The sequence below is a fragment of the Pseudomonas inefficax genome (assembly GCF_900277125.1).
In the GTDB taxonomy this organism is placed as follows: domain Bacteria; phylum Pseudomonadota; class Gammaproteobacteria; order Pseudomonadales; family Pseudomonadaceae; genus Aquipseudomonas; species Aquipseudomonas inefficax.
The window spans coordinates 78,677-103,918 of record NZ_OPYN01000232.1 but is presented as its reverse complement, the minus strand read 5'-3'; the positions used below and the strand labels follow the sequence as shown (position 1 = coordinate 103,918).

23 protein-coding genes are annotated in these 25,242 nt (G+C 62.2%); 13 read left to right on the top strand and 10 right to left on the bottom strand.

Translation table 11 applies throughout. The features are described from left to right. Nucleotides 1-3: 3 nt before the first annotated feature. The 3 genes from JV551A3_RS29280 to gpmI form a co-directional block, all read right to left on the bottom strand. Nucleotides 4-1,320 carry a S41 family peptidase gene (locus tag JV551A3_RS29280; protein ID WP_133975986.1) on the bottom strand — a complete coding sequence of 439 codons (1,317 nt, stop codon included), beginning with the start codon at nucleotides 1,318-1,320 and terminating at the stop codon, nucleotides 4-6. A 78-nt stretch (nucleotides 1,321-1,398) separates the two neighbouring features. After that, nucleotides 1,399-2,703, bottom strand: coding sequence for a murein hydrolase activator EnvC family protein (locus JV551A3_RS29275; protein WP_133975984.1), 1,305 nt, complete (start codon nucleotides 2,701-2,703; stop codon nucleotides 1,399-1,401). A 229-nt stretch (nucleotides 2,704-2,932) separates the two neighbouring features. Continuing rightward, nucleotides 2,933-4,468 (bottom strand): 2,3-bisphosphoglycerate-independent phosphoglycerate mutase, encoded by a 1,536-nt coding sequence (gpmI, locus tag JV551A3_RS29270; protein ID WP_133975982.1) that lies wholly within the window; start codon nucleotides 4,466-4,468, stop codon nucleotides 2,933-2,935. Nucleotides 4,469-4,674: 206 nt separating this feature from the next. Here gpmI and JV551A3_RS29265 point away from each other — a divergent pair, with 206 nt between their 5' ends. Genes JV551A3_RS29265 through secB form a run of 3 tightly spaced genes read left to right on the top strand, consistent with a single transcriptional unit; the run spans nucleotide 4,675 to nucleotide 5,869 of the window. Continuing rightward, a complete protein-coding gene (locus JV551A3_RS29265) occupies nucleotides 4,675-5,088 on the top strand; it encodes a rhodanese-like domain-containing protein (RefSeq protein ID WP_112249599.1) in 414 nt (137 codons plus the stop codon). Nucleotide 5,089: 1 nt separating this feature from the next. After that, nucleotides 5,090-5,344, top strand: a complete 255-nt coding sequence (grxC, locus tag JV551A3_RS29260) for a glutaredoxin 3 (RefSeq protein WP_003249204.1) — start codon at nucleotides 5,090-5,092, stop codon at nucleotides 5,342-5,344. Nucleotides 5,345-5,383: 39 nt separating this feature from the next. Then, nucleotides 5,384-5,869 (top strand): protein-export chaperone SecB, encoded by a 486-nt coding sequence (gene secB, locus JV551A3_RS29255; protein ID WP_013974581.1) that lies wholly within the window; start codon nucleotides 5,384-5,386, stop codon nucleotides 5,867-5,869. A gap of 162 nt (nucleotides 5,870-6,031) precedes the next feature. On the opposite strand, the gene trmL is transcribed toward secB, so the two are convergent. After that, on the bottom strand, nucleotides 6,032-6,493 hold the full coding sequence (trmL, locus tag JV551A3_RS29250) for a tRNA (uridine(34)/cytosine(34)/5-carboxymethylaminomethyluridine(34)-2'-O)-methyltransferase TrmL (RefSeq protein ID WP_133975981.1): 462 nt from the start codon (nucleotides 6,491-6,493) through the stop codon (nucleotides 6,032-6,034). Between trmL and JV551A3_RS29245 the strand changes: the two genes are divergently transcribed. Beyond that, the gene (locus JV551A3_RS29245; RefSeq protein WP_133975979.1) at nucleotides 6,492-6,929 is read left to right on the top strand and encodes a hypothetical protein; all 438 of its coding nucleotides are present in this window, start codon (nucleotides 6,492-6,494) and stop codon (nucleotides 6,927-6,929) included. The two genes, trmL and JV551A3_RS29245, sit on opposite strands and share 2 nt — an antisense overlap. A gap of 401 nt (nucleotides 6,930-7,330) precedes the next feature. Here the strand turns inward: JV551A3_RS29245 and ntrC are convergent, their stop codons facing one another. From ntrC to glnA, 4 genes are all read right to left on the bottom strand, one after another. After that, complete coding sequence (gene ntrC / locus JV551A3_RS29240) at nucleotides 7,331-8,767, bottom strand: nitrogen regulation protein NR(I) (RefSeq protein WP_013974578.1); 1,437 nt, start codon at nucleotides 8,765-8,767, stop codon at nucleotides 7,331-7,333. Then, nucleotides 8,764-9,849 carry a nitrogen regulation protein NR(II) gene (gene glnL / locus JV551A3_RS29235; protein ID WP_133975977.1) on the bottom strand — a complete coding sequence of 362 codons (1,086 nt, stop codon included), beginning with the start codon at nucleotides 9,847-9,849 and terminating at the stop codon, nucleotides 8,764-8,766. Before glnL ends, ntrC begins: the two co-directional genes overlap by 4 nt. A gap of 262 nt (nucleotides 9,850-10,111) precedes the next feature. Then, complete coding sequence (locus tag JV551A3_RS29230) at nucleotides 10,112-10,654, bottom strand: chorismate mutase (RefSeq protein ID WP_133975975.1); 543 nt, start codon at nucleotides 10,652-10,654, stop codon at nucleotides 10,112-10,114. 150 nt (nucleotides 10,655-10,804) lie between these two features. Then, entirely contained in the window at nucleotides 10,805-12,211 is a 1,407-nt protein-coding gene (glnA, locus tag JV551A3_RS29225) for a type I glutamate--ammonia ligase (protein WP_025340936.1), read from the bottom strand. Nucleotides 12,212-12,700: 489 nt separating this feature from the next. On the opposite strand from glnA, the gene thiI reads away from it, so the two are divergent. Together thiI and typA are read left to right on the top strand one after the other, a co-directional pair. Beyond that, complete coding sequence (gene thiI / locus JV551A3_RS29220; protein WP_112249590.1) at nucleotides 12,701-14,155, top strand: tRNA uracil 4-sulfurtransferase ThiI; 1,455 nt, start codon at nucleotides 12,701-12,703, stop codon at nucleotides 14,153-14,155. A gap of 127 nt (nucleotides 14,156-14,282) precedes the next feature. Next, nucleotides 14,283-16,103, top strand: a complete 1,821-nt coding sequence (typA, locus tag JV551A3_RS29215) for a translational GTPase TypA (protein WP_016712460.1) — start codon at nucleotides 14,283-14,285, stop codon at nucleotides 16,101-16,103. A 182-nt stretch (nucleotides 16,104-16,285) separates the two neighbouring features. Here the strand turns inward: typA and JV551A3_RS29205 are convergent, their stop codons facing one another. After that, nucleotides 16,286-16,690, bottom strand: a complete 405-nt coding sequence (locus JV551A3_RS29205; RefSeq protein WP_003259873.1) for a YkgJ family cysteine cluster protein — start codon at nucleotides 16,688-16,690, stop codon at nucleotides 16,286-16,288. A 185-nt stretch (nucleotides 16,691-16,875) separates the two neighbouring features. On the opposite strand from JV551A3_RS29205, the gene JV551A3_RS29200 reads away from it, so the two are divergent. The 5 genes from JV551A3_RS29200 to JV551A3_RS29180 all read left to right on the top strand — a co-directional run bounded on the left by JV551A3_RS29200 (nucleotide 16,876) and on the right by JV551A3_RS29180 (nucleotide 22,312). Further along, on the top strand, nucleotides 16,876-19,326 hold the full coding sequence (locus tag JV551A3_RS29200; protein WP_133975965.1) for a glycogen/starch/alpha-glucan phosphorylase: 2,451 nt from the start codon (nucleotides 16,876-16,878) through the stop codon (nucleotides 19,324-19,326). Nucleotides 19,327-19,580: 254 nt separating this feature from the next. After that, the gene (locus JV551A3_RS29195; protein WP_133975963.1) at nucleotides 19,581-20,591 is read left to right on the top strand and encodes a class 1 fructose-bisphosphatase; all 1,011 of its coding nucleotides are present in this window, start codon (nucleotides 19,581-19,583) and stop codon (nucleotides 20,589-20,591) included. 3 nt (nucleotides 20,592-20,594) lie between these two features. After that, nucleotides 20,595-21,191: a DUF924 family protein gene (locus JV551A3_RS29190; protein ID WP_133975961.1), complete on the top strand. Its 597-nt coding sequence runs from the start codon at nucleotides 20,595-20,597 to the stop codon at nucleotides 21,189-21,191. 297 nt (nucleotides 21,192-21,488) lie between these two features. Continuing rightward, nucleotides 21,489-21,743, top strand: coding sequence for an outer membrane protein assembly factor BamE domain-containing protein (bamE, locus tag JV551A3_RS29185; protein WP_003249234.1), 255 nt, complete (start codon nucleotides 21,489-21,491; stop codon nucleotides 21,741-21,743). Next, nucleotides 21,740-22,312, top strand: a complete 573-nt coding sequence (locus JV551A3_RS29180) for a lipocalin family protein (protein ID WP_133975959.1) — start codon at nucleotides 21,740-21,742, stop codon at nucleotides 22,310-22,312. The genes bamE and JV551A3_RS29180 overlap by 4 nt, the downstream gene beginning before the upstream one ends. A 115-nt stretch (nucleotides 22,313-22,427) precedes the next feature. Here the strand turns inward: JV551A3_RS29180 and JV551A3_RS29175 are convergent, their stop codons facing one another. Next, nucleotides 22,428-23,792: a formimidoylglutamate deiminase gene (locus JV551A3_RS29175; protein WP_133975957.1), complete on the bottom strand. Its 1,365-nt coding sequence runs from the start codon at nucleotides 23,790-23,792 to the stop codon at nucleotides 22,428-22,430. A 145-nt stretch (nucleotides 23,793-23,937) separates the two neighbouring features. Between JV551A3_RS29175 and hutC the strand changes: the two genes are divergently transcribed. Beyond that, on the top strand, nucleotides 23,938-24,648 hold the full coding sequence (hutC, locus tag JV551A3_RS29170; RefSeq protein ID WP_013974563.1) for a histidine utilization repressor: 711 nt from the start codon (nucleotides 23,938-23,940) through the stop codon (nucleotides 24,646-24,648). Further along, nucleotides 24,645-25,217, top strand: coding sequence for a HutD/Ves family protein (locus tag JV551A3_RS29165; protein ID WP_133975956.1), 573 nt, complete (start codon nucleotides 24,645-24,647; stop codon nucleotides 25,215-25,217). The genes hutC and JV551A3_RS29165 overlap by 4 nt, the downstream gene beginning before the upstream one ends. Nucleotides 25,218-25,242 lie beyond the last annotated feature (25 nt).

Below are 25,242 nucleotides of genomic sequence, written 5' to 3'. Positions count from 1 at the left end.
GGATCATTCGCCCTTGGTGATGTTCAGGCCCTTGAGCAGGCTCAGGGCCTGGCTCAGCTGGAAGTCGTCATCCTGCGGGCGCTCCTTGCGCTTGCCGCTGCCGGTCGGTCGGTCGGCGCCGCCGTTGCCATTGCCCAGATGGCCCTGCAGGTCGGCTTCCTTGAAGTTGTCGGTGTCGGCTTCGGCAGTGAGCTTGGCTGGGCGCACTTCGATGTCGGGGACGATGCCCTGGGCCTGGATCGAGCGGCCGTTGGGGGTGAAGTACAGCGCCGTGGTGAGCTTCAGCGCCCGGTCGTTGGCCAGTGGCAGCACGGTCTGCACCGAGCCTTTGCCGAAGCTGTCGGTGCCCATCAGCACGGCGCGTTTCTGGTCTTGCAGGGCGCCGGCGACAATTTCCGAGGCCGAGGCGCTACCGCCGTTGATCAGCACCACCAGTGGCACGCCGTCGCTGGCGTCGGCCGGGTCGGCCGAGAAGCGCAGCTCGGAGTTGGCGATGCGACCCTTGGTGTAGACGATCAGGCCCTTGGTCAGGAAGTGGTCGGCCACTTCCACCGCCGACTGCAATACGCCGCCTGGGTTGTTGCGCAGGTCAAGCACCACGCCGCGCAGCTTCTTGCCGTTGTCCTTGCGCATCTTGGCCAAGGCCTTGCCCACTTCGTCGCCAGTCTTGACCTGGAACTGGGTGATGCGGATGTAGCCGTAGTCGTTCTCCAGCAACTGGCTCTTCACGCTCTTGACCTGGATGACAGCGCGGGCCAGGGTCACGTCGAAGGGGGTGCCGCCGTCGCGCACAAGGGTCAGGGTGATTTTCTCGCCGACCTTGCCGCGCATCTTGTCGACCGCTTCGGTCATGGTCTGGCCACGGGTCGGGGCGCCGTTGATCTTGACGATCAGGTCGCCGGCCTGCACGCCGGCACGCGAGGCCGGGGTGTCATCGATCGGCGAGACCACCTTGATGAAGCCGTCTTCCTGGCCCACTTCGATGCCCAGCCCGCCGAACTCGCCGCTGGTGCTTTCCTGCAACTCCTGGAAGTCCTCGGGGCCGAGGTAGGCCGAGTGCGGGTCGAGGTTGCTGAGCATGCCTTTGATGGCATTTTCCAGCAGGGTCTTGTCGTCCACCGGCTCCACATAGGCCGCCTTGATGCGGTCCATTACCTCGGCGAAGGTGCGCAGCTCTTCAAGCGGCAGTGGCGCCTTGGCGGTCACCTCGGTGGCCGGTACTGCGGCAGGCTTGGCCGGCTCTGCGGCAGTGGCCAGGGGCGCGCCGACCGCCAGGGCGATGGACAGGGCCAGCTGGGTGAGACGAGGCGAGTGCAGCATGTCGAACGAACTCCTGATCCTGTAAGCGCTCCCTGGGGAGCGTCGGCACAGCCCATGGGCTACACCGTAGAAATTTGACTAGCCCCGGCACCACTGCGAAGGATCGGTAGGCCGACCTTGTTGGCGGATGGCGAAGTACAAGCCGGCAGCGTCCTGGCCGCCGCTGTCGCCAACGGTGGAAATGGCCTCGCCGGCCTTGACGATATCACCGGCGCTCTTGAGCAGGCTCTGGTTATGGCCGTACAGGCTCAGGTAACCGTTACCATGGTCGAGAATGACCAGAAGCCCGGCGCCGCGCAACCAGTCGGCGAACACTACGCGCCCGCCATGCACGGCTCGTACCTGGGTGCCCGGGTTGGCGCTGATCATCACCCCGTCCCACTTGGCACGGGCATCGCTGCCGCGGGCATCACCGAAACGTGCCAGCAATCGACCATTGACCGGCCATGGAAGTTTTCCCCGTGCGGCAGAAAATGCGCCGCCGTAGCTCGCGCCATCGCTGGAAACCATCGGGCCCAGGGTGGTGCGGGCCTTTTTCGGTGGTTCCACCGGTTCGCCGGCCTGTTCGCGGGCGGCAGCGGCGGCCAAGGCTTCCTGCTGACGGCGTTTTTCCGCTTCCTGCTGGGCCAGCAAGGCCTTCTTGCGCGCTTCTTCGGCCTCGCGGGCCTGGCGGGCAAGGGTTTCTTCGATGGTCTTGAGTACTTTGGACAGGTCGGCCTGATCCTGCTGGCGTGATTGCAGCTTCTGGTCGCGGTCCTTCATGTCGCTATTGAGCTTGGCCAGTACCTGCTGGCGCTTGCCACGCTCGGTTTCCAGGGCCTGGCGGCGGGTGTCCAGGTCGGCGCGCTGGGCCAGCAGCTGTTGCTGCTGGGTAGCTATTTCCTGTTCGACATTGGCCAGTTGGCGCAGGGTCTCGTTGAAGGTGCGCAGTTGCTCCAGGCGCGCCTTGCTCAGGTAGTCGTAGTAAGTGAGGGTACGGGCGAACTTCTCGGGGTTCTGCTGGTTGAGCAGAAGCTTGAGGTATTCCTCGCGGCCGTTCTGGTAGCCCGAACGGGCCTGGATGGCGATCAGTCGCTGTTGTTCAACGCGGGCGCTCTGGAGTTTTTTTTTCTCGGTATCAAGGCGCTCCAGCTCGCCCTCGGTCTTTTTTAGTTCTTGCTGCAGGGCCTCCACCTGCTTTTCGAGGTTGCCGATATCGGTCTCGGTGGCTTTGAGGTCCTTTTGCACACCGGCTTTTTCTTCCTGGAGCTTGCCCAGCGTCTTCTTGAGCTCGGCAATGTCCTGACGGGTGGCGTCCAGTTGCTGCTGGGTCTGCGCACGCTCATCGGCGAAGGCCGGGCTGAGCAGGCAAGACAGGGCTAGGAGAATCAGGGCGCGAAGCATGGGGTTTGGCGTACCAAGGATGGAGACTGGCCTAGTATGCCCGCGCGGGCGGGCAAAAAAAACGCCTCGCTGCGGGTGCAGAGGGGCGTTTGTCTGGAATTCATGTGTAATTGGGGCTGCTGTGCAGCCCTTTCGCAGCACAAGGCTGCTCCTACAAGCATCACGCGATCCTTTTGTAGGAGCAGCCTTGTGCTGCGAATGGGCCGCAAAGCGGCCCCCTTACACAAAATCAGGCATCGACCAGGATGGATGTACCGGTCATTTCCACCGGTTTTTCCAGCCCCAGCAGCTTCAGCATGGTCGGCGCCACATCCGCCAGCACGCCGCCGTCACGCACTTTGACGTTGCGCTTGCCCACATAGATGAACGGCACCGGCTCGGTGGTGTGCGCGGTGTGCGCTTGGCCGGTGCACTCGTCTTCCATCTGCTCGACGTTGCCGTGGTCAGCGGTGATCAGCGCTTCGCCGCCGACCTTGTCCAGTGCTTCGACGATGCGCCCGACGCAACCATCCAGGGCCTCGACGGCCTTCACCGCCGCTTCGAACACGCCGGTATGGCCAACCATGTCGCCGTTGGCGTAGTTGACCACGATCACGTCATAACGCTGCTGCTCGATGGCTTCGACGATGCGGTCGGTAACCTCGGGCGCGCTCATTTCCGGCTGCAGGTCGTAGGTGGCAACCTTCGGCGACGGGATCAGGATGCGTTCTTCGCCTTCGAACGGCTCTTCGCGGCCACCGGAGAAGAAGAAGGTGACGTGTGCATACTTCTCGGTCTCGGCGATGCGCAGCTGGGTCTTGCCGTTCTTCGCCAGGTACTCGCCCAGCACGTTGTTCAGGCTGGCCGGAGCGAAGGCGGCGGGGGCCGGGATCTTCGCCGAGTACTGGGTCAGGCCAATGTAGGCGGCCAGTTTTGGCAGGCGGGCGCGGGGGAATTCATTGAAGTCGGGCTCGACGAACACGCGCGACAGTTCGCGGGCGCGGTCGGCGCGGAAGTTCATGAAGATCACTGCGTCGCCGTCTTCGACCTTGACTGCTTCACCCACGCGTGTGGCCTTGACGAACTCGTCGCTCTCGTCGCGAGCGTAGGCCGCTTCCAGGCCGGCCAGGGCGGTGTCGGCGGTGTATTCGGCAGCGCTGTCGACGATCAGGTTGTAGGCGGCGCTGACGCGGTCCCAGCGGTTGTCGCGGTCCATGGCGTAGTAGCGACCGATCAGGCTGGCGATGCGGCCCTTGCCCAGCTTGGCAAAGGTGGCATCGAGCAGTTCGATGGACGACTGCGCGCTGCGTGGCGGCGTGTCGCGGCCATCGAGGAAGGCATGCAGGTAGATCTTCTGCGCACCGCGCTGCGCGGCAAGCTCGACCATGGCCACCAGGTGGTCCTGGTGGCTGTGTACGCCGCCATCGGACAACAGCCCCAGGATATGCACGGCCTTGCCGGCACTGGCTGCCTTGTCCACGGCACCGGTCAGTACCGGGTTCTCGAAGAAATCGCCGTCGCGGATGGCCTTGGTCACCCGGGTGAAATCCTGGTACACGACGCGGCCGGCGCCGAGGTTCATGTGACCGACTTCGGAGTTGCCCATCTGCCCGTCCGGCAGGCCGACATCCATGCCCGAGCCGGAAATGAGGCCATGCGGCTGGCTGGCGCGCAGGCGGTCATAGACCGGTGTGTTGGCGGCATAGATGGCGTTGTATTCGGGGCTTTCGCTGTGGCCGAAGCCATCCAGGATGATCAGGACCAGGGGTTTGGGCGTACTCGTCATCAATCAAACTCACGGTTGTTCAAAGATGATAAAGACACGCATTTTAGGGCAAATGCGCCACCGGCGGCGAATATTCGTCCTGTTCCCTGACCAGCGTGGCCGATGTGGCAACATGAAGGTACCTTTCCGGCCGGCCCGTCGGGCTTTGGTGGCAATAAGGGGCTGTGTATACTGGCCGGCATTTTCAATCGCGTGGAACACCCCAGATGGTTGCTAACCTGATTCAATTTGCGACAAACCACTACATCCTGGTGGCGATCTTCGTTGTCTTGCTGGTCGCGCTGCTGGTCAACGAAATCCGTCGCGGCGGCCAGAGCCTGAGCAACGGCCAGCTGACTGCCCTGGTCAATGCCGAGAAAGCCCTGGTCATCGACATCCGCCCGGCCAAGGAATACTCCGCCGGTCACATCGTCGGTGCGGTGAACATCCCACAGGACAAGCTGGTCAACCGCATGAGCGAGTTGGACAAGCACAAAGACAAGACCCTGATCGTCGTCGATTCTATGGGCCAGCAGTCCGGCACCATCTGCCGCGAGCTGCTCAAGGCTGGTTACAACGCCGCCAAACTGAGCGGTGGCGTTTCCAGCTGGAAAGCCGATAACCTGCCCCTGGTGAAGTGATATGAAGCCCGTCATCGTCTATTCCAGCGACTACTGCCCCTACTGCATGCGCGCCAAGTACCTGCTCGAGAGCAAGGGCGTGGCCTTCGAGGAAATCAAGGTCGACGGCAAGCCCCAGGTTCGTGCCGAGATGAGCCAGAAGGCCGGCCGTACATCGGTGCCGCAGATCTGGATCGGCAGCACCCACGTCGGTGGATGCGATGACCTTTATGCGCTGGAGCGCGCCGGCAAGCTCGATGCGCTGCTGGCAGCCTGATTTGCACTGCATTCAAAAACATTAGGATAAGGATCTGCCATGACTGACCAACAGACCAACGGCGCTGCTGCAGAAGACAACAGCCCTCAGTTCTCCATGCAGCGCATCTATGTGCGCGACCTGTCGTTCGAAGCCCCGAAAAGCCCGCAGATCTTCCGCCAGACCTGGGAGCCGAGCGTTGCCCTGGACCTGAACACCAAGCAGAAAGCCCTGGAAGGTGACTTCCACGAGGTGGTACTGACCCTGTCGGTTACCGTCAAGAATGGTGACGAAGTGGCTTTCATCGCTGAAGTGCAGCAGGCCGGTATCTTCCTGATCAAGAACCTGGACGCGGCTTCGATGAGCCACACCCTGGGCGCGTTCTGCCCGAACATCCTGTTCCCTTACGCCCGCGAGACCCTGGACAGCCTGGTGACCCGTGGTTCGTTCCCGGCCCTGATGCTGTCGCCGGTCAACTTCGACGCCCTGTACGCGCAGGAAATGCAGCGCATGCAGGAAGCTGGCGAAGCGCCGACCGTGCAGTAATATCTGCCGGTATCAGAAAAGCGCCTTTCGGGGCGCTTTTTTGTTGCCTGTGCCGGCCTCTTCGCGGGTAAACCCGCTCCCACAGCGGCCGCACAGACTCAAAGCCAGTGCAACACCTGTGGGAGCGGGTTTACCCGCGAAGAGGCCGGCACAGGCTATAACTCAGCTCCCCGCAAACCCATTCTGCCGCCACGCCTCATACACCGTCACAGCCACGGTATTGGACAGGTTCAGGCTACGGCACCCCGGCCGCATCGGCAGGCGCAGGCGTTGTTCGGCAGGCAGGCTTTCCAGCACTTCGGTCGGCAAGCCTCGGCTTTCCGGCCCGAACAGGAACGCATCGCCCGGCTGGTACGCCACTTCGTGGAACGGGTGCGAGCCCTTGGTGGTGAAGGCGAACAGTCGTGGGTTGCCCAGGCTTTCCAGGCATCCGGCCAGGCTCTCGTGGCGCTTGAGCGTGGCATACTCGTGGTAGTCCAGCCCCGCGCGCCGCAGGCGCTTGTCATCCAGTTCGAAGCTGATGGGCTCGATCAGGTGCAGGTCGCAACCGCTGTTGGCGCAGAGGCGAATGATGTTGCCGGTATTCGGCGGAATTTCTGGTTGAAAAAGGATGACGTGAAACATGCACGGCTCCAAGCGTGAAGATGACGGGCATTCTACCCCCGAACCGGACATGCGTTCGAAGGCGTTCCCGCGGGTGATGCTGTCGCTGGCGATTGTCGGCTTGATGGTGGGGCTGATGATTGGGCGCCTGACGACGCCCGAGGAGCGCGAGCTGCAGCAGGTGGAGGTAGTGCAGGACGGCCTGGAGCTGTGGTTCAACGAAGAGCCTCAGCTGCATGGCGAGAATGTGGAAGGTACGGTAGCGCTGTTGTTCCAGGCCCAAGGCAAGGCCCGGCAGGGGCAACTGAGCCTGCAGGGCAAGCCGGTGAGCTGGCGGGTGCAAATGAGCAAGGAGGGGCTGTTGCTGACGGTGGTAGCCGCGCGCCCCCTGCACGGTGAGTGGGTCGGTGCAGAGGACGCTGGGCGCTGGCGATTGCTGGTGAAACTGCACGAATAAAAGAGGGGATATCCCGGCCTGCCTGTACCGAGGTCCCCAAAACTGGCGATGTTGCGAATAAAAGAGGGGTTCACCCGGCCTGCCTGTACCAGGGCCCCCGAAACTTGGGATGTATTAGCTATTGCAGGGGGCGTGCCAGTTTTGAAAAGCCTGTGAATTATGGGTTTTCAGGGTGAATTGGCCGTTTTTGCGGGGGATTAGTGCCTTCGAGAGGTGCATCGGGCACAGGATCGGTGCATGGGCGTGGGAATGGCGGGGCCTGCTTCGCAGGCCTATCGCGACACAAGGCCGCTCCCACAGGACGCCGCTCGGTTCAGAGATAGCGCCGTACCTGTGGGAGCGGCCTTGTGTCGCGAAAGGGCTGCGCAGCAGCCCCAATGGCTTTGAAGGTTTACCGGACGTTAGTGCTCGTCACCTTCCTCATCATCCCCACCCGCCACATTCATCCCCAGCTCCTTGATCTTGCGCGTCAGGGTATTTCGCCCCCAGCCGAGCAGCAGCGCCGCATCGCGCCGACGGCCAGCGGTGTGCTTGAGCGCCGTCTCGATCATGATCCGCTCGAAGCTCGGCACTGCGCTGTCCAGCAGGCTGGTCTGCCCACGCGCCAACGCCTGGTCGGCCCACTGGCGCAGGGCCTGCTCCCAGTTGGTTACCGGGGCCGCGTCCTGTGGCAGGTTCAACAGCTCGGGCGGCAGGTCGCCGATCAGCACTTCGCGGCTGGAGGCCATCACGGTGATCCAGCGGCAGGTGTTCTCCATCTGCCGTACGTTGCCCGGCCACGGCAGGTTGCGAATGAACTCCTCGGTTTCCGGCTTGAGGATCTTCGGCTCGACCGCCAGTTCCTGCGCGGCGCGGGCGAGGAAGTGGCGGGCGAGGGCGGGGATATCTTCGCGGCGGTCGGCCAGCCGTGGAATGTGGATGCGAATCACGTTCAGGCGGTGGAACAAGTCCTCGCGGAACTTGCCGGCCTGTACCAGCGACTCCAGGTTCTGGTGGGTGGCGGCGATTATGCGCACGTCGACCTTGACCGGCACGTGCCCGCCCACGCGATAGAACTCGCCATCGGCCAGTACCCGCAGCAGACGGGTCTGGGTGTCGGCAGGCATGTCACCGATCTCGTCGAGGAACAGGGTGCCGCCGTCGGCCTGCTCGAAGCGACCCCGGCGCAGGTTGGCGGCGCCGGTAAAGGCGCCTTTCTCGTGGCCGAACAGCTCGGACTCCATCAGGTCCTTGGGGATGGCGGCCATGTTCAGGGCAATGAACGGCGACGCCGCACGCGGGCTGTGGCGGTGCAGGGCGTGGGCCACCAGTTCCTTGCCGGTACCGGACTCGCCATTGATAAGCACGGTGATATTGGAGTGGCTGAGGCGGCCGATGGCGCGAAACACTTCCTGCATCGCCGGTGCTTCACCGATGATTTCCGGGGTGCGCGCCAGGCTCTGCGGCACATCCAGCCCTTGTTGCTCCTGGGCGTGCTGGTTGGCGCGCTTGACCAGCGAGACTGCCTCGTCCACATCGAACGGCTTGGGCAGGTACTCGAAGGCACCGCCCTGGTACGACGCCACGGCGCTGTCCAGGTCGGAATGGGCGGTCATGATGATGACCGGCAGGCGCGGGTGCTGCTCACGTATCTGTGCCAACAGGTCGAGGCCGCTGGTGCCCGGCATGCGGATATCGGAAATGATCACATCCGGTTGCTGGCGTGCCAGGCGGCCCATAACGCCATCGGCGCTGTCGAAGCTCTGGGTGGTCATGCCTTCCTGTTGCAGGGCTTTTTCCAGGACCCAGCGGATGGAGCGATCATCGTCGACGATCCATACGGTTTCACTTCGGCTCATGAGGCGGTGGCTCCTTGTTCCAGGGGCAGGTAGATCGAAAAGGCGGTGTGGCCTGCATGGCTTTCACACTCGATCAGGCCCTGGTGCTGGCTGATGATGTTCTGGGTAATGGCCAGGCCCAGCCCGGTACCGTCCGGGCGGCCGCTGACCATGGGATAGAAGAGGGTGTCCTGCAGCTCCGGCGGGATGCCCGGGCCGTTGTCGATGATCTCCACCCGCGCTACCAGGCGATGGCGCACGTGGCCGATGGTGAACTGGCGCAGGGCGCGGCTGCGCAGGGTGATGCGGCCCAGGCGCAATTCGTTCTGCGAACTGATCGCCTGCATGGCATTGCGCACGATGTTGAGCACGGCCTGGATCATCTGTTCGCGGTCGATCAACACATCCGGCAGGCTGGGGTCGTAGTCGCGCACCAAAGTGATGCAGCCTTGGCTTTCGGCCTCTACCAGGCTGCAGACCCGCTCCAATACTTCGTGGATATTGGTCATGGCCAGCGACGGCAGCTTGTTCGAACCGAGCATGCGGTCGACCAGATTACGCAGGCGGTCGGCTTCCTCGATGATCACGTTGGTATAGTCGCGCAGGCTTTCTTCAGGCAGCTCGCGAGCCAGCAGCTGGGCTGCGCCGCGGATGCCGCCGAGGGGGTTCTTGATTTCGTGGGCCAGGCCGCGCACCAGCATCTTTGTGGTTTCCTGCTTGCTCAGCTGGGCCTCTTCCTTGGTGATGCGCAGCAGCCGGTCACGCGGGTGCACCTCCAGCAGCAGCAGGGTCTGGCCCTGGTGCAGGATCGGCGTTACCGCGTAGTCGACGGTGATGGTCTGCCCGGTCAGCGAGGTGAGCTGCGCTTCGCGCTTGGTGAACGGGTGCGCCTGCTCGACCGCCTGGCGCAGGGAGCTGAGTGCTTCGGTCGACTCGGTGAACAGTTCGCTGATGAACTGCCCATGGCTGCGCTGGCCACTGACCGCCAGCAGCATTTCCGCGGCCGGGTTCATGTACTCCAGGCGCAGCTCGGCGTTGAGCAGCAGGGTGGCGGTGGTCAGGTTGTCCAGAAGCAGACGGTGCTGTGCATCGCTGATGGTCATAAGGCGTCGTTGACCTCTTTTGGCGCTTGTCTGGCAGGGAGCGGGCAGGGGTGGCCGCACGGTGGATCCGCCGATTCCGGTATTCCCGAGGAAATGCAAGAAACAAACCAAGGCTCCGAAAAGAAGCGGAATTGGCCGATAAAGAACTGAATTTGCGCAAATATGCACCAGAATGTTCTGGTGTAACGTTTCTTGTGACCTTATTTGGGGTGCATTCAAGGGCGTCGTCCCGTGAGATGCACCAAACTAGAGCATAGAACTTTCAGGGCTTATCGCACAGTTGGCCCGTAGCGCGAACCAAGGCTTGCCGTATCAGAGGCGGCACCGGGCGACGGGCCACTTCATTGGCCAGGTCGGCGCTGCAGGTGTGCGTAGGCTGCTGATCGAAGGTTGCCAGTTGTTGCAGTAGCACTACCTGCAATTCATCCAGTTGCGGACGTATCTCGTGTTGCAAGTCTCTGCGTTGCGTGTCCGGCGCAGAACCCTTGTGATGCCAGCGGGAAAGCAATGTGTACTGCACCAGCTTGTTGGCTTCGATCTGGTCGGCGAAGAAGGCTTCGGCGCGTTGTGGCTCCATGCCTTGTCTGAGTGACGCGGTACGTACATTCGCCAGCACTTGTTGCTCCCGCAGGGTGGCCTGGACCGGCTGGTTCTTGTCCCACTTGTGCAGCGCGACAGCTTCTGCCAGTGCAAGCCGACGCTCTATCGTATCGAGCAAGGGGGCGAGCGCAGGGTTGGGTGCTGCGGTTGCGGTGCAGCCTGTAAATGCAAATGCAGCAAAAACGGCGAGGGGGAAACGGCGCATGACAAAACCTCCATTGAGCGAAACCTGGAGTGTGAAGGTGCCAGCCCGTTTTTTGGGTAGGAGTCGTCCGAAATTGCAACGGCAGAAACGAAAACGGCCTCCCGAAGGAGGCCGTCCTGATCATGTCATCGGCGCGGGGCGCCAATCAGATCAGCAGCTGTAGTACAGCTCGTATTCCAGCGGGTGAACGAAGGTGCGGACCTTGATTTCTTCTTCGCTCTTCAGCTCGATGAAGGCATCGATGAAGTCGTCGGAGAACACGCCGCCCTTGGTCAGGAACGCACGGCCCTTGTCCAGCTCTTCCAGGGCTTCCTTCAGGCTGCCGCAAACCTGTGGGATGTCCTTGGCCTCTTCAGGCGGCAGGTCGTACAGGTTCTTGTCGGCAGCATCGCCTGGGTGGATCTTGTTCTGGATACCGTCCAGGCCGGCCATCAGCAGGGCCGCGAAGGCCAGGTACGGGTTGGCCGATGGGTCCGGGAAGCGAGCTTCGATACGGCGTGCTTTCGGGCTGCCGACGTAAGGAATACGGATCGAGGCGGAACGGTTGCGAGCCGAGTAGGCCAGCATTACCGGGGCTTCGAAGCCTGGTACCAGACGCTTGTAGGAGTTGGTCGACGGGTTGGTGAAGCCGTTCAGGGCCTTGCCGTGCTTGATGATACCGCCGATGAAGTACAGGGCGGTGTCGGACAGGCCGGCATAGCCTTCACCCGAGAAGGTGTTCTTGCCGTCTTTCCAGATCGACATGTGCACGTGCATGCCCGAGCCGTTGTCGCCGTACAGTGGCTTCGGCATGAAGGTGGCGGTGCGGCCGTAGGCATCGGCAACGTTGTGCACGACGTACTTCAGCGCCTGTACTTCGTCAGCCTTCTTCACCAGGGTGTTGAACTTGACGCCGATTTCGTTCTGGCCGGCAGTCGCCACTTCGTGGTGGTGAACTTCGACGGTCTGGCCCATTTCTTCCAGTGCGTTGCACATGGCAGTACGGATTTCGTGGTCGTGGTCGAACGGCGGAACCGGGAAGTAGCCGCCTTTCACGCCTGGGCGGTGGCCTTTGTTGCCGCCTTCCACGTCAGCGCCGGTCATCCACGAGCCTTGCTCGGAGAAGATCTTGAACATCGAGCCGGAGATGTCCGACTGGAACTTCACTTCGTCGAAGATGAAGAACTCTGGCTCTGGGCCTGCGAATACGGTGTCACCGATGCCGGTGCTCTTGAGGTACTCTTCGGCGCGCTTGGCGATGGCGCGAGGGTCACGATCGTAGCCCTGCATGCTCGACGGGTCGACGATGTCGCAGGTGATGATCAGGGTCGGCTCTTCGGTGAACGGGTCCAGTACGGCAGTTTCGTCGACCGGCATCAGGATCATGTCGGAAGCTTCGATGCCTTTCCAGCCAGCGATGGAGGAACCGTCGAACATCTTGCCGACTTCGAAGAAGTCGTCTTCCAGCGCATCACGCGACGGCATGGTCACGTGGTGCTGAATGCCTTTGGTGTCCGTGAAACGCAGATCAATCCACTTGACGTCATGATCTTTGATGAGTTGAACCGACTTCGACATGTTGTCCTCCGGATGGTCTAGAGCGCGGTGGGCCGCTGCCCTGGAAAAAGGGTGTTGCCGGGCGCGGATAGTCGGCCAAGCTTACCTGCCTCACAAGGGAGCAAATTGCATGCCAGTGCCCGAAAATGGCGAGGGCGGGATAAAAGGGGGCGTTTGCGAGCATCTGGTGTTGGGTTAATGGCGAAAAGTGCACTCTTACGATGCGATTTTCGGTAGTCGTGCACCAATAGTGTGCACTGGTTGGATTTGTGCGTTCTTTGAGGGCCTCTTCGCGGGAGAACCCGCTCCCACAGGGGCCGCACAGATTTCGAAGGCTGTGACATTCTTGTGGGAGCGGGTTCACCCGCGAAAGGGTCGGCACAGCCAGCGCAAAACCCGCTCCCTGTATTCATCTGAAAGCTTCTGATCAAAAGTTGGTCAAATCCTGAGCAATTTCCGCTATAATTCGCGCCCCTCATTTTCGGCAGGCCCTGCGCGCGCTGTTAACCAATGAAACTTATCGTCAAAGTCTTCCCAGAAATCACCATCAAGAGCCGGCCGGTGCGCAAGCGCTTCATCCGCCAGCTCGGCAAGAACATCCGCAACGTGCTCAAGGACCTCGACCCTGAGCTCGTGGTCGATGGTGTCTGGGACAATCTCGAAGTGGTCACCCGCGTCGAAGACGAAAAAGTCCAGCGCGAGATGATCGAGCGCCTCACCTGCACGCCGGGTATCACCCACTTCCTGCAGGTAGAGGAATACCCGCTCGGGGACTTCGACGACATCGTTGCCAAGTGCAAGCAGCACTTCGGTCACCTGCTGGCCGGCAAGCACTTCGCCGTACGCTGCAAGCGCGGCGGCCACCACGATTTCACCTCGATGGATGTCGACCGATACGTCGGCAGCCAGCTGCGCCAGCAGTGCGGCGCCGCCGGCATCGAGCTGAAGAACCCGGAAGTGCTGGTACGCATCGAAATCCGCGACCAGCGCCTGTACGTGATCCACAACCAGCACCAGGGCATTGGCGGCTACCCGCTGGGCGCCCTGGAGCAGACCCTGGTACTGATGTCCGGCGGCTTCGACTCCACCGTGGCGGCCTACCAGATGATGCGCCGTGGCCTGATGACCCACTTCTGCTTCTTCAACCTCGGCGGCCGCGCCCACGAGCTGGGCGTGATGGAAGTGGCCCACTACCTGTGGAAGAAGTTCGGCAGCAGCCAGCGCGTGCTGTTCATCAGCGTGCCGTTCGAGGAAGTGGTCGGCGAGATCCTCAACAAGGTCGACAACAGCTACATGGGCGTGACCCTCAAGCGCATGATGCTGCGCGGTGCCGCGCACATGGCCGACCGCCTGGAGATCGACGCCCTGGTCACCGGCGAAGCGATTTCCCAGGTTTCCAGCCAGACCCTGCCGAACCTGTCGATCATCGACTCGGCCACCGACAAGCTGGTGCTGCGCCCGCTGCTGGCCAGCCACAAGCAGGACATCATCGACCAGGCCAACGCGATCGGCACTGCCGACTTCGCCAAGCACATGCCAGAATACTGCGGCGTGATCTCGGTAAACCCGACCACCCACGCCAAGCGTCACCGCATGGAGCATGAAGAGAAGCAGTTCGACATGGCCGTGCTGGAGCGTGCCCTGGAACGCGCCCGGCTGATCTCCATCGACCATGTGATCGACGAACTGGGCAAGGACATCGAAATCGAGGAAGTGACCGAGGCGCTGCCCGGTCAGATCGTCATCGACATTCGTCACCCCGATGCCCAGGAAGACGAACCTCTGGTGCTCGACGGTATCGAAGTCCAGGCCATGCCGTTTTATGCCATCAACAGCAAGTTCAAGCAGCTGGATGCCAACCGCCAGTACTTGCTGTATTGCGACAAAGGTGTGATGAGCCGTTTGCACGCACACCACCTGCTCAGTGAGGGACATGCCAATGTGCGTGTTTATCGTCCGACATAAGACGCCAGGGCTGTATGGCGGCAGCATCCGCCATCGCCCTCCCGACCATCGGGCCCGCTGAGCCTCAAACCGTACATATTCGCCGCCTACACTGGCGGCAACCGAATCCTCTGATCGAGATACAGTTGTGATCGAAAATCTGCGTAACATCGCCATCATCGCCCACGTTGACCATGGTAAAACCACCCTGGTCGACAAACTCCTGCGCCAGTCCGGCACCCTGGAGCGTAACGAGCTCAACGACGAGCGCGTGATGGACTCCAACGACCAGGAAAAAGAGCGCGGCATTACCATTCTGGCGAAAAACACCGCCATCAACTGGAACGGCTACCACATCAACATCGTCGACACCCCCGGCCACGCCGACTTCGGTGGCGAGGTTGAGCGTGTAATGTCGATGGTCGACTCCGTGCTGCTGCTGGTCGACGCCCAGGACGGCCCGATGCCGCAAACCCGCTTCGTGACCAAGAAGGCTTTCGAAGCTGGCCTGAAGCCGATCGTGGTGATCAACAAGGTTGACCGCCCGGGCGCGCGTCCTGACTGGGTTCTGGACCAGATCTTCGATCTGTTCGACAACCTCGGTGCCACCGATGAGCAGCTGGACTTCAAAGTTGTCTACGCCTCGGCCCTGAACGGCATTGCCGGTCTGGACCACACCGAAATGGGCGAAGACATGACCGCGCTGTACCAGTCGATCGTCGACAACGTACCAGCACCGTCCGTTGACCGTGACGGCCCGTTCCAGATGCAGATCTCCGCACTGGACTACAACAGCTTCCTCGGTGTTATCGGCGTTGGCCGTATCGCCCGTGGTCGCGTCAAGCCGAACACCCCGGTTGTCGCCATCGACACCAACGGCAAGAAGCGTAACGGTCGTATCCTGAAGCTGATGGGTCACCACGGCCTGCACCGCGTGGATGTCGAAGAAGCCCAGGCCGGCGATATCGTCTGCATCAGCGGTTTCGACGAGCTGTTCATCTCCGACACCCTGTGCGCACCGGATGCGGTAGAAGCGATGAAGCCGCTGACCGTCGACGAGCCAACCGTTTCGATGACCTTCCAGGTCAACGACTCGCCGTTCTGCGGCAAGGAAGGCAAGTTCGTCACCAGCCGTAACATCAAGGACCGTCTGGACAAAGAGCTGCTGTACAACGTAGCCCTGCGCGTTCAGGAAACCGATTCCCCTGACAAGTTCAAGGTATCGGGCCGTGGTGAGCTGCACCTGTCGGTACTGATCGAAACCATGCGTCGTGAAGGCTTCGAGATGGCTGTAGGCCGTCCTGAAGTGATCATCCGCGAAGTTGACGGCGTCAAGCAGGAGCCGTTCGAGAACGTCACCATCGACATCCCTGAAGAATCCCAGGGCAAGGTCATGGAAGAGATGGGCCTGCGTAAGGGCGACCTGACCAACATGGTGCCGGATGGCAAAGGCCGTGTTCGCCTGGAATACAACATTCCAGCCCGTGGTCTGATCGGTTTCCGTAACCAGTTCCTGACCCTGACCAACGGTGCAGGCATCCTGACCTCGATCTTCGATCGCTACGACACCATGAAGTCGGGCCAGATGTCCGGCCGCCTGAACGGCGTTCTGGTATCGGTCGAAACTGGCAAGGCGCTGACCTACTCGCTGGAAACCCTGCAGGCTCGCGGCAAGCTGTTCGTTGAACACGGCCAGGAGATCTACAACGGTCAGATCATCGGCCTGAACAGCCGTGACAACGACCTGGGCGTGAACCCGACCAAGGGCAAGAAGCTCGACAACATGCGTGCTTCGGGCAAAGACGAAGTCATCGCCCTGGTACCGCCAGTTCGCCACACCCTGGAACAAGCCCTGGAATTCATCCAGGACGACGAGCTGTGCGAAGTGACTCCTAAGTCGATCCGTCTGCGCAAGAAGATCCTGGACGAAGGCGAGCGTACCCGCGCTGCCAAGAAAGCCAAGAACTGAGTTAGCTCAGGCTGAATGAAAACGCCCCCGGTCGAAAGGCCGGGGGCGTTTTTTTTGCCTCAGGATTTGTGTCGGCCCTTTCGCGGGCTTGCCCGCTCCCACAGGTACTGCACAGGTCGTGAATGTTGTGGAGATCCTGTGGGAGCGGGCAAGCCCGCGAAGAGGCCCTTTGAGGCTAGCGATCAGCGCCCGACCACCTTGGGCTTGTACGCACAATACCCCGGTCGCGGCCCGACCTTGGGGTGGTTGCGGCAGGTATCCGGCCGCTTGTCATAAATGGTGCACAGCCGGCTTTTACGGTCCAGGTACAGGCAGTCATCATTGCTCATCCGGGTCAGGGTGAAGATCCCCGACTTCTGGTTGAAGCGCTCGATGATGCCGTCCTTCTGCAGGCGCTTGGCGATGTTCTTCGGCGGTTCGTCTTTCTCGAACTCGTCGACCACACCGATACGGATCAGATCCTTGATCTTCACCTCCACCGGCAGGGTGCAGCAGGTCGAATGGCAGCCATGGCACATGTTGCTGGTATAGCGCTGCCAGGTCTCCAGGCGGTCGACTTCGGCCGCGGCGATCAGGGTCGTTTTCATCGTTATGGGGGTGTATCACGGTCTTGGGGCGCGCGATCATACCGGAATTGTTCAATTTATGAACAACCTTTTGCCGGAATCGCAAAGTGGGCATGAAAACTGCGAACGGTAACTGTCACTCCCTGTCGAAGGGTCTAGGCTCAACAGTCTCCCTCCGTTTTCGTCAACTTGCCCGAGGATGCCGCATGTCCCAGGAACCCAAAGCTCGTGACGCCGAGGTGGCCGAATTTCGCGCCGCTGTACTGGACAAGCTGACCTACGCGGTCGGCAAGGACCCGGAGCACGCCTTCGACCACGACTGGTTCGAAGCCATCGCCCTGGCCGCGCGCGATCACATGGTCGATCACTGGATGGACCACACTCGCCAGGCTTATCGCCGCAGCCAGAAGCGGGTCTATTACCTTTCCCTCGAATTCCTCATCGGCCGCCTGCTGTATGACAGCCTGAGCAACCTGGGCCTGCTCGACATTGCCCGCGACGCCCTGGAAGGGCTGGACGTGGACCTGGAGCGCATCCGCCTGCTCGAGCCCGATGCCGCGTTGGGCAACGGTGGCCTAGGCCGCCTGGCGGCGTGCTTCATGGAGAGCATGTCCACCCTGGGCATCGCTGCCCACGGCTATGGCATCCGCTACGAGCACGGGCTGTTCCGCCAGGCCATGGTCGATGGCTGGCAACAGGAGCAGACCGAGAACTGGCTGGACTTCGGCAACCCATGGGAGTTCGAGCGCGCCGAGGTGATCTACCCCATCAGCTTTGGCGGCAGCGTCGAAACGGTGCACGACACCCACGGCCAGCAGCGCCAGGTGTGGTGGCCGGGCGAGACCGTGCGGGCCGTGGCCTATGACACGCCGGTGGTCGGTTGGCGCGGGGCCAGCGTCAATACCCTGCGCCTGTGGCGTGCGCGGGCGCTGGAAGAGCTGCACCTGGAACGCTTCAATGCCGGTGACCACCTGGGCGCGGTGGCCGAAGTGGCTCGGGCCGAAAGCATTTCGCGAGTGCTGTATCCGGCCGACAGCACCGAGGCAGGCCAGGAACTGCGCCTGCGCCAGGAATACTTCTTCGTCTCGGCCTCGTTGCAAGACCTGCTGCGCCGCCACCTGAACATGCATGACAACCTGCTCAACCTGCCGGACGCGGCGGCCATCCAGCTTAATGACACCCACCCGTCGATCGCCGTGGCCGAGCTGATGCGCCTGCTGGTCGATCAGCATGAAATCCCTTGGGATACCGCCTGGGAGCTCACCGTCGGCACCCTGGCCTACACCAACCACACCTTGCTGCCCGAAGCCCTGGAAACCTGGCCGGTAGCGCTGATGGAGCGCATGCTGCCGCGGCACATGCAGATCATCTACCTGATCAACGCCTACCACATCGACGCGCTGCGGGCGAAAGGCCTGCACGACTTCGATGTGTTGCGGGCCGTGTCGCTGATCGAGGAAGACAACGGCCGTCGGGTGCGTATGGGCAACCTGGCGTTCCTCGGTTCGCACAGCGTCAACGGTGTATCGGCGCTGCACAGCAAGCTGATGAAGAGCACGGTGTTCGCCGAGCTGCACAAGCTCTACCCGCAGCGGATCAACAACAAGACCAACGGCATTACCTTCCGCCGCTGGCTGTACCAGTCCAACCCGCAGCTGACCGCGATGCTGGTGGAGGCTCTGGGCCCCGAGCTGCTGGACGACCCCGAAGGGCGCCTGGCCAATCTGGTGCCGTTCGCCGACAAGAGCGGCTTCCGCAAGCAGTTCGCCGCGCAGCGCCTGCACAGCAAGCGCGCCCTGGCCAGCATCATCCAGGACCGCCTGGGCGTTACGGTGAACCCCGAAGCGTTGTTCGATGTGCAGGTCAAGCGCATCCACGAATACAAGCGCCAGTTGCTCAACCTGCTGCATACGGTGGCGCTGTACCAGGCCATGCGCAACGACCCCGGTACCGACTGGGTGCCACGGGTGAAGATCTTCGCCGGCAAGGCCGCGGCCAGCTATCACCAGGCCAAGCTGATCATCAAGTTGGCCAACGACATCGCCCGGGTGGTGAACAACGACCCGACCGTACGCGGCCTGCTGAAGGTGGTGTTCCTGCCCAACTACAACGTCAGCCTGGCTGAAAGCATCATCCCGGCGGCGGACCTTTCCGAGCAGATTTCCACCGCCGGTTACGAAGCTTCCGGCACCAGCAACATGAAGTTCGGCCTCAATGGCGCGCTGACCATCGGCACCCTGGATGGTGCCAACGTGGAAATGAGCGAGCAGGTCGGGGCCGACAACATGTTCATCTTCGGCCTCACCGCGCAGCAGGTTGAAGCGCGGCGCCGCGCCGGGGACTTCGGTGCGACGGCGGCGATTGCCGCATCCAGTCGCCTGAACGATGTGCTGCAAGCCATTCGCAGCGGGGTGTTCTCGCCGGATGACCCGTCGCGCTACACCGCATTGATCGATGGGTTGGTGGCTTATGACCGCTTCCTGGTGTGTGCCGACTTCGATGCCTACTGGGATGCCCAGCGGCGGGTCGAGGACCTGTGGCACAAGCCGCAGGAATGGTGGCGCATGGCGGTGCTGAACACCGCGCGGATGGGCTGGTTCTCTTCGGACCGGACCATTCGGGAGTATGCCAGCGAGATCTGGAGGGCCTTGGATTGAGGTAAGCCTGTGCCGCCTCTTCGCGGGCACGCCCGCTCCCACAGGAATTGCACAGCCTTGGAAATCTGTGCAGTCCCTGTGGGAGCGGGCGTGCCCGCGAATGGGCCCACAACCAGACCACCGGCCTGGCGCGCGCTGAACTACCGACCTATTGTGCCGTCTGAGAGCCGTGGCGAATCTCATCACTCGCTAGCCCGCAACTCTCCCTGTAAACTGCGGGGGTTTTTATTCCCCCCATCCTTTCGGAGCCATACATGTCCCGCGTTACCCTGAGTCGCTATCTGATTGAGCAGACCCGCAGCAACAATACCCCTGCCGATCTGCGCTTCCTGATCGAGGTGGTGGCGCGTGCGTGCAAGGAAATCAGCCATCACGTGTCCAAAGGCGCCCTCGGCGGTGTGCTGGGCAGCATGGGCACTGAAAACGTGCAGGGCGAAGTCCAGAAGAAACTGGACGTGATTTCCAACGATATCCTGCTGGAAGCCAACGAGTGGGGCGGCCACCTGGCCGGCATGGCTTCCGAAGAAATGGACAACGCCTACCAGATTCCGGGCAAGTACCCGAAAGGCGCCTACCTGCTGGTCTTCGACCCGCTGGACGGCTCGTCCAACATCGACGTCAACGTTTCGGTCGGCACCATCTTCTCGGTACTGCGTTGCCCTAACGAGTACCTGAGCCAGAACGAAACCCTGAACGAAAACGCTTTCCTGCAGCCAGGCACCCAGCAGGTCGCCGCCGGTTACGCCATCTACGGCCCGCAGACCATGCTGATCCTGACCCTGGGCAACGGCGTCAAGGGCTTCACCCTGGACCGCGAACTGGGCAGCTTCGTCCTCACCCACGAAAACATCCGCGTGCCGGAAACCACTGCAGAGTTCGCCATCAACATGTCCAACCAGCGCCACTGGGAAGCCCCGGTTCAGCGTTACGTGGGCGAACTGCTGGCAGGCGAGACCGGCCCGCTGAAAAAGAACTACAACATGCGCTGGATCGCCTCGATGGTGGCTGACGTACACCGCATCCTGACCCGTGGCGGCCTGTTCATGTACCCGCGTGACGCCCGCGAGCCGAGCAAGCCGGGCAAGCTGCGCCTGATGTACGAAGCCAACCCGATGTCGTTCATCATCGAACAGGCCGGCGGCGCCTCCACCAACGGTTACGATCGCATCCTCGACATCCAGCCAGACAGCCTGCACCAGCGTGTGTCGGTAATCCTCGGCTCGAAGGAAGAGGTCGAGCGCGTTACCGCCTACCACAAGGAGTAAGTCATGCTCGCACCTTGGCAGCCGTTGCTGGAGTGGTGGTTCGGTTGGGGCACCAGTCCCCAGGCCGTGGCTGACGAGAAGAGCACGCTGTGGTTCGGCAAGCATCATGATGCCGATGCCCGTGCGCTGTTTGGCGACCTGGTCGAGCATGCCCTGGCGGGTGGGCTCGATGAGTGGCAGCAAAGCCCGCAGGGCTGGCTGGGCCTGCTGATTCTGCTGGACCAGCTGCCGCGCATGATCTACCGCGACACGCCGCGCGCCTTCGAGGGCGATCGGCGTGCGCAGGTGGTGGCGATGCAAGGGTTGCAGAAGAACTGGGATTACCAGCTGCTGCCAATCCAGCGGGTGTTCGTGCTGCTGGTGCTGGAGCACGCCGAGGTACTGGACTGGCAGAACCTGTGCGTCGAGCGCTACCAGCTACTGCTGGAGGAGCAGCCCGAGGCCAACCGCCGGTTGTTCGAAGGCTTCCTCGACTATGCCGAGCAGCACCAGCGGGTGATTGCCCGTTTCGGGCGCTTCCCGCACCGCAACCTGGTGCTGGAGCGGCCGAGCACCAGCGAAGAGATGGACTTTTTACTGGAGCCTGGGTCCAGGTTCTGATTCCAGGGCTGGCGGGAGCTTTGTAGGAGCAGCCTTGTGCTGCGAAAAGGCCCTTGCTGCCCATTACATCTCTGTTGGCCTTGCCGGCCCTTTCGCAGCACAAGGCTGCTCCTACAGTGCGTAGGGGCGGCCTTTTTTGTTTGGGCGGTTTAATGCTTTGTGATTAATCGCACAGTAGTGGCCATCCGACCAATGGCGTAGGAATAGAGGAGGGAGGGTAGGGAACCTGGGAGGGTTTTTACCGTCGAAGGTCACTGCAGGCCACTCGCCTGTATCCCCTGTCCAGGAGTGTCCTTCATGTCGTTGCGTTCCCTCGCCCTGTTGTCGCTGTGCGTCGTTCTGACTGCCTGCAGCAAGATCAATCAGGAAAACTATTCCAAGATCAAGGCCGGAATGAACAAGGCCGAGGTCGAGCAGTTGCTCGGCACGCCGACCGAGTGTTCTGGCGCGCTGGGGATGAGCAGCTGCACCTGGGGGGACGAGAAGAGCTTCATCAGTGTCCAGTATGCGGCTGACAAGGTGCTCATGTATTCAGGGCAGGGTCTCAAATGAGGCACCTGTATCTGCTGATGGGGGTGTGCCTGGCGTTGCTGCTGGGCGGTTGCGCCGGCTCCGTGCATGACCCGCTGGCACCGAAGACCGCAGGCAACATCGACCTCAAGCGCTACCAGGGCAAGTGGTACGAGCTGGCGCGCCTGCCGATGCGCTACCAGACCGGCTGCGAGCAGTCCGAAGCGCACTACAACCTCAGGCTCGATGGTAGCCTCGGCGTGCTCAACCGCTGCCGCACCATGGGTGACGAATGGCTGCGCGCCGAAGGGCATGCGAACATCCAGGAGCCGGGGCACACCGACAAGTTGTGGGTCGAGTTCGACAACTGGTTCACCAAGCTGGTGCCAGGCGTGGCGAGGGGCGAGTACTGGATTCTGTATGTGGATGATCGCTACCGCACGGCGGTGGTCGGCAGCCCGGACCGCAAGCACTTGTGGATCCTGTCGCGTACGCCGACGCTACCGGCCTGGGAGCGTGAAAACCTGATGTCCAGGGCCCGGCAGCAGGGGTATGACACCAGTCGGCTGATCTGGCGTGCGTCGGACCAGCAGATCGTCAAGAGGCACTGAATTTCTGGGGGTTGCTTTGCAACCCATCGCGACACAAGGCCGCTCCTACAGGGGAACGCATATCCCTGTAGGAGCGGCCTTGTGTCGCGATGGGCCGCAAAGCGGCCCCAAAAACTCAGCCCAAAAGCTGGCGCAACACCTCGGCAAACGCGCGCCCGCTTTCCTCTTGCTGTGCATGTTGCCCCTGGCGCACCACCCACTGCCCATTCACCATCACATCCCGCACCTGGCGATCGCCGCCGGCAAACAGCCAGCGGTTGAGAATCGCATCCCCATCGGCCATGGCGATGTAAGGGTCCTGCCCATCGAGCACCAGCCAGTCGGCGCGCTTGCCCACGGCCAGTTCCCCGACCGCCTGCCCCAGCGCCTGCGCGCCACCCGCCAGCGCAGCGTCATACAGGGTGCGCCCGACCATCGGCTGGTCGCCGCGATACAGGCGGTTACGCCGCTGGTCGCGCAGCCGCTGGCCGTATTCCAGCCAGCGCAGTTCCTCCACCACACTCAACGACACATGGCTGTCCGAACCAATGCCCATGCGCCCGCCCTGTGCCAGGTAGTCTACTGCCGGGAAAATCCCGTCGCCCAGGTTGGCCTCGGTGGTCAGGCACAGCCCGGCTACTGCGCCGCTGCGGGCCATGGCGGTGACTTCATCCCGCTCGGCATGGGTGGCGTGCACCAGGCACCAGCGCGGGTCCACGTCCACATGCTCGTACAGCCACTGCAATGGTCGCAGGCCACTCCAGGCCAGGCAGTCGTCGACCTCCTTCTGCTGCTCGGCGATATGGATATGCACCGGGCACTGCTTGTTGCTGGCTGCCAGTACTTCGGCGATCTGCCCAGGCGTTACCGCGCGCAGTGAATGGAAGCACAAGCCCAGTTGCTGCGCTGGCTGTGCCGCCAGCAGCGGGGCCAGCTGCGCTTGCAGTTGCAGGTACTGCTCGGTGGAGTTGATGAAGCGGCGTTGCCCTTCATTCGGGGCCTGGCCGCCGAAGCCTGCGTGGCTGTACAGCACCGGCAGCAAGGTCAGACCAATGCCGCTGTCGGCTGCAGCCGCGCTGATGCGGCGGGACAGTTCGGCCGGATCGGCATAGGCCTTGCCGGCCTGGTCGTGGTGCACGTAGTGGAATTCGGCCACCGAGGTATAGCCGGCCTTGAGCATTTCGATATAGAGCTGGCGGGCAATGACCTGCAGCTGCTCCGGACTGATCTGCCCGACCAGGCGGTACATCAGGTCGCGCCAGGTCCAGAAACTGTCGTTGGGGTTGCCGGCGACTTCCGCCAGCCCTGCCATGGCGCGTTGGAAGGCATGCGAGTGCAGGTTGGGCATGCCGGGTAGCAGCGGGCCGGCCAGCAGCTCGGCGCCTTCGGCCGAAGCATCCGGTTCGATGCGGGCCACGTGGCCATCGCAGGTGACCTCGATGCGGACATTGCTGGCCCAGCCCGTGGGTAGCAGAGCGCGTTCGGCGAAGTAGGCGGACATCGGTGAAAATCCTGTTATTGTTAACTTGTATATACATATACAGGCGTTTGCCTGCCGGGTAAACTGCGGCAAGCTACCGCTCATTCCATTTGCACAAGGATCCAACGCCGTGCCGACACCTCCTGTCTCCGCGCTGGTTGCCCAGATGGGCGAGGGCCCGGCGCCGCTGTACGCCCGGGTCAAACAGATGATCATCCAGCAGATCGACAACGGCAGCTGGCCACCGCATCACCGAGTACCCTCGGAGAGCGAACTGGTCAGCGAGCTGGGCTTCAGCCGTATGACCATCAACCGCGCCCTGCGCGAACTTACCGCCGAAGGCCTTCTGGTGCGCATGCAAGGGGTCGGTACCTTCGTGGCCGAGCCCAAGGGGCGTTCGGCGCTGTTCGAGGTCAACAACATCGCCGATGAAATTGCCGCTCGTGGCCACCAGCATAGCTGCCAGGTGATCACCCTCACCGAGGAAACGGCCGGTTCCGAGCGGGCCCTGGCCTTGGACATGCGCGAAGGCCAGCGGGTGTTCCACTCGCTGATCGTGCATTTCGAGAACGGCGTGCCGGTGCAGATCGAGGACCGCTACGTCAATGCTGCGATTGCCCCCGACTACCTCAAGCAGGACTTCACCCGGCAGACGCCTTACGCCTACCTGTCGCAGGTGGCGCCGCTGACCGAGGGGGAACACGTGGTCGAGGCAATCCTCGCCGAGCCGGAAGAATGCCGGCTGTTGCAAATCGAGCGGGGCGAGCCCTGCCTGCTGATCCGCCGTCGCACCTGGTCCGGCCGCCAGCCGGTGACCGCCGCGCGGCTGATACACCCCGGTTCCCGTCATCGCCTGGAAGGACGTTTCAGCAAATGAGTCAGCTGCAGTTGTTGCGTGCGCAGGGCTACCCGCGCATGCCGTGGAAGAACGGTGGCGGTTTCACCGAAGAGATTACCCGCGACAATGGCGAGGGCCTGGACGGCTTTGGCTGGCGCTTGTCGATTGCCGATATCGAGGAGTCCGGTGGGTTTTCCACCTTCGCCGGCTATCAGCGGATCATCACCGTGTTGCAGGGCGACGGCATGCGCCTGCTGGTCGACGGCCAGGTCAGCCGGCCGTTGCTTCCGTTCGATGCGTTTGCCTTCAGCGGCGAGAGCCAGGTCAGCTGCAAGTTGCTGGGCGGCGCGATCCGCGATTTCAACCTGATCTATGCACCGCAGCGCTACCGGGCACGGTTGCAGTGGTTCGATGGCACCAGCCGTTTGTACAGTTCGGCGACGACGCTGTTGCTGTTTGCTGCCAGCAGCCAGGTCGAGGTGGGTATTGCCGGGCGCGAGACGCAGCGGTTGGGGTTGTATGACTGCCTGCGGCTGGAGGGTAATGATCAGTTGCTGGGGTTGGATGTGCAAGGGCGGTTCTGCCTGATCGAACTCGTTTCACGTTGAGATAGCCAGGGGCTGCTGCGCAGCC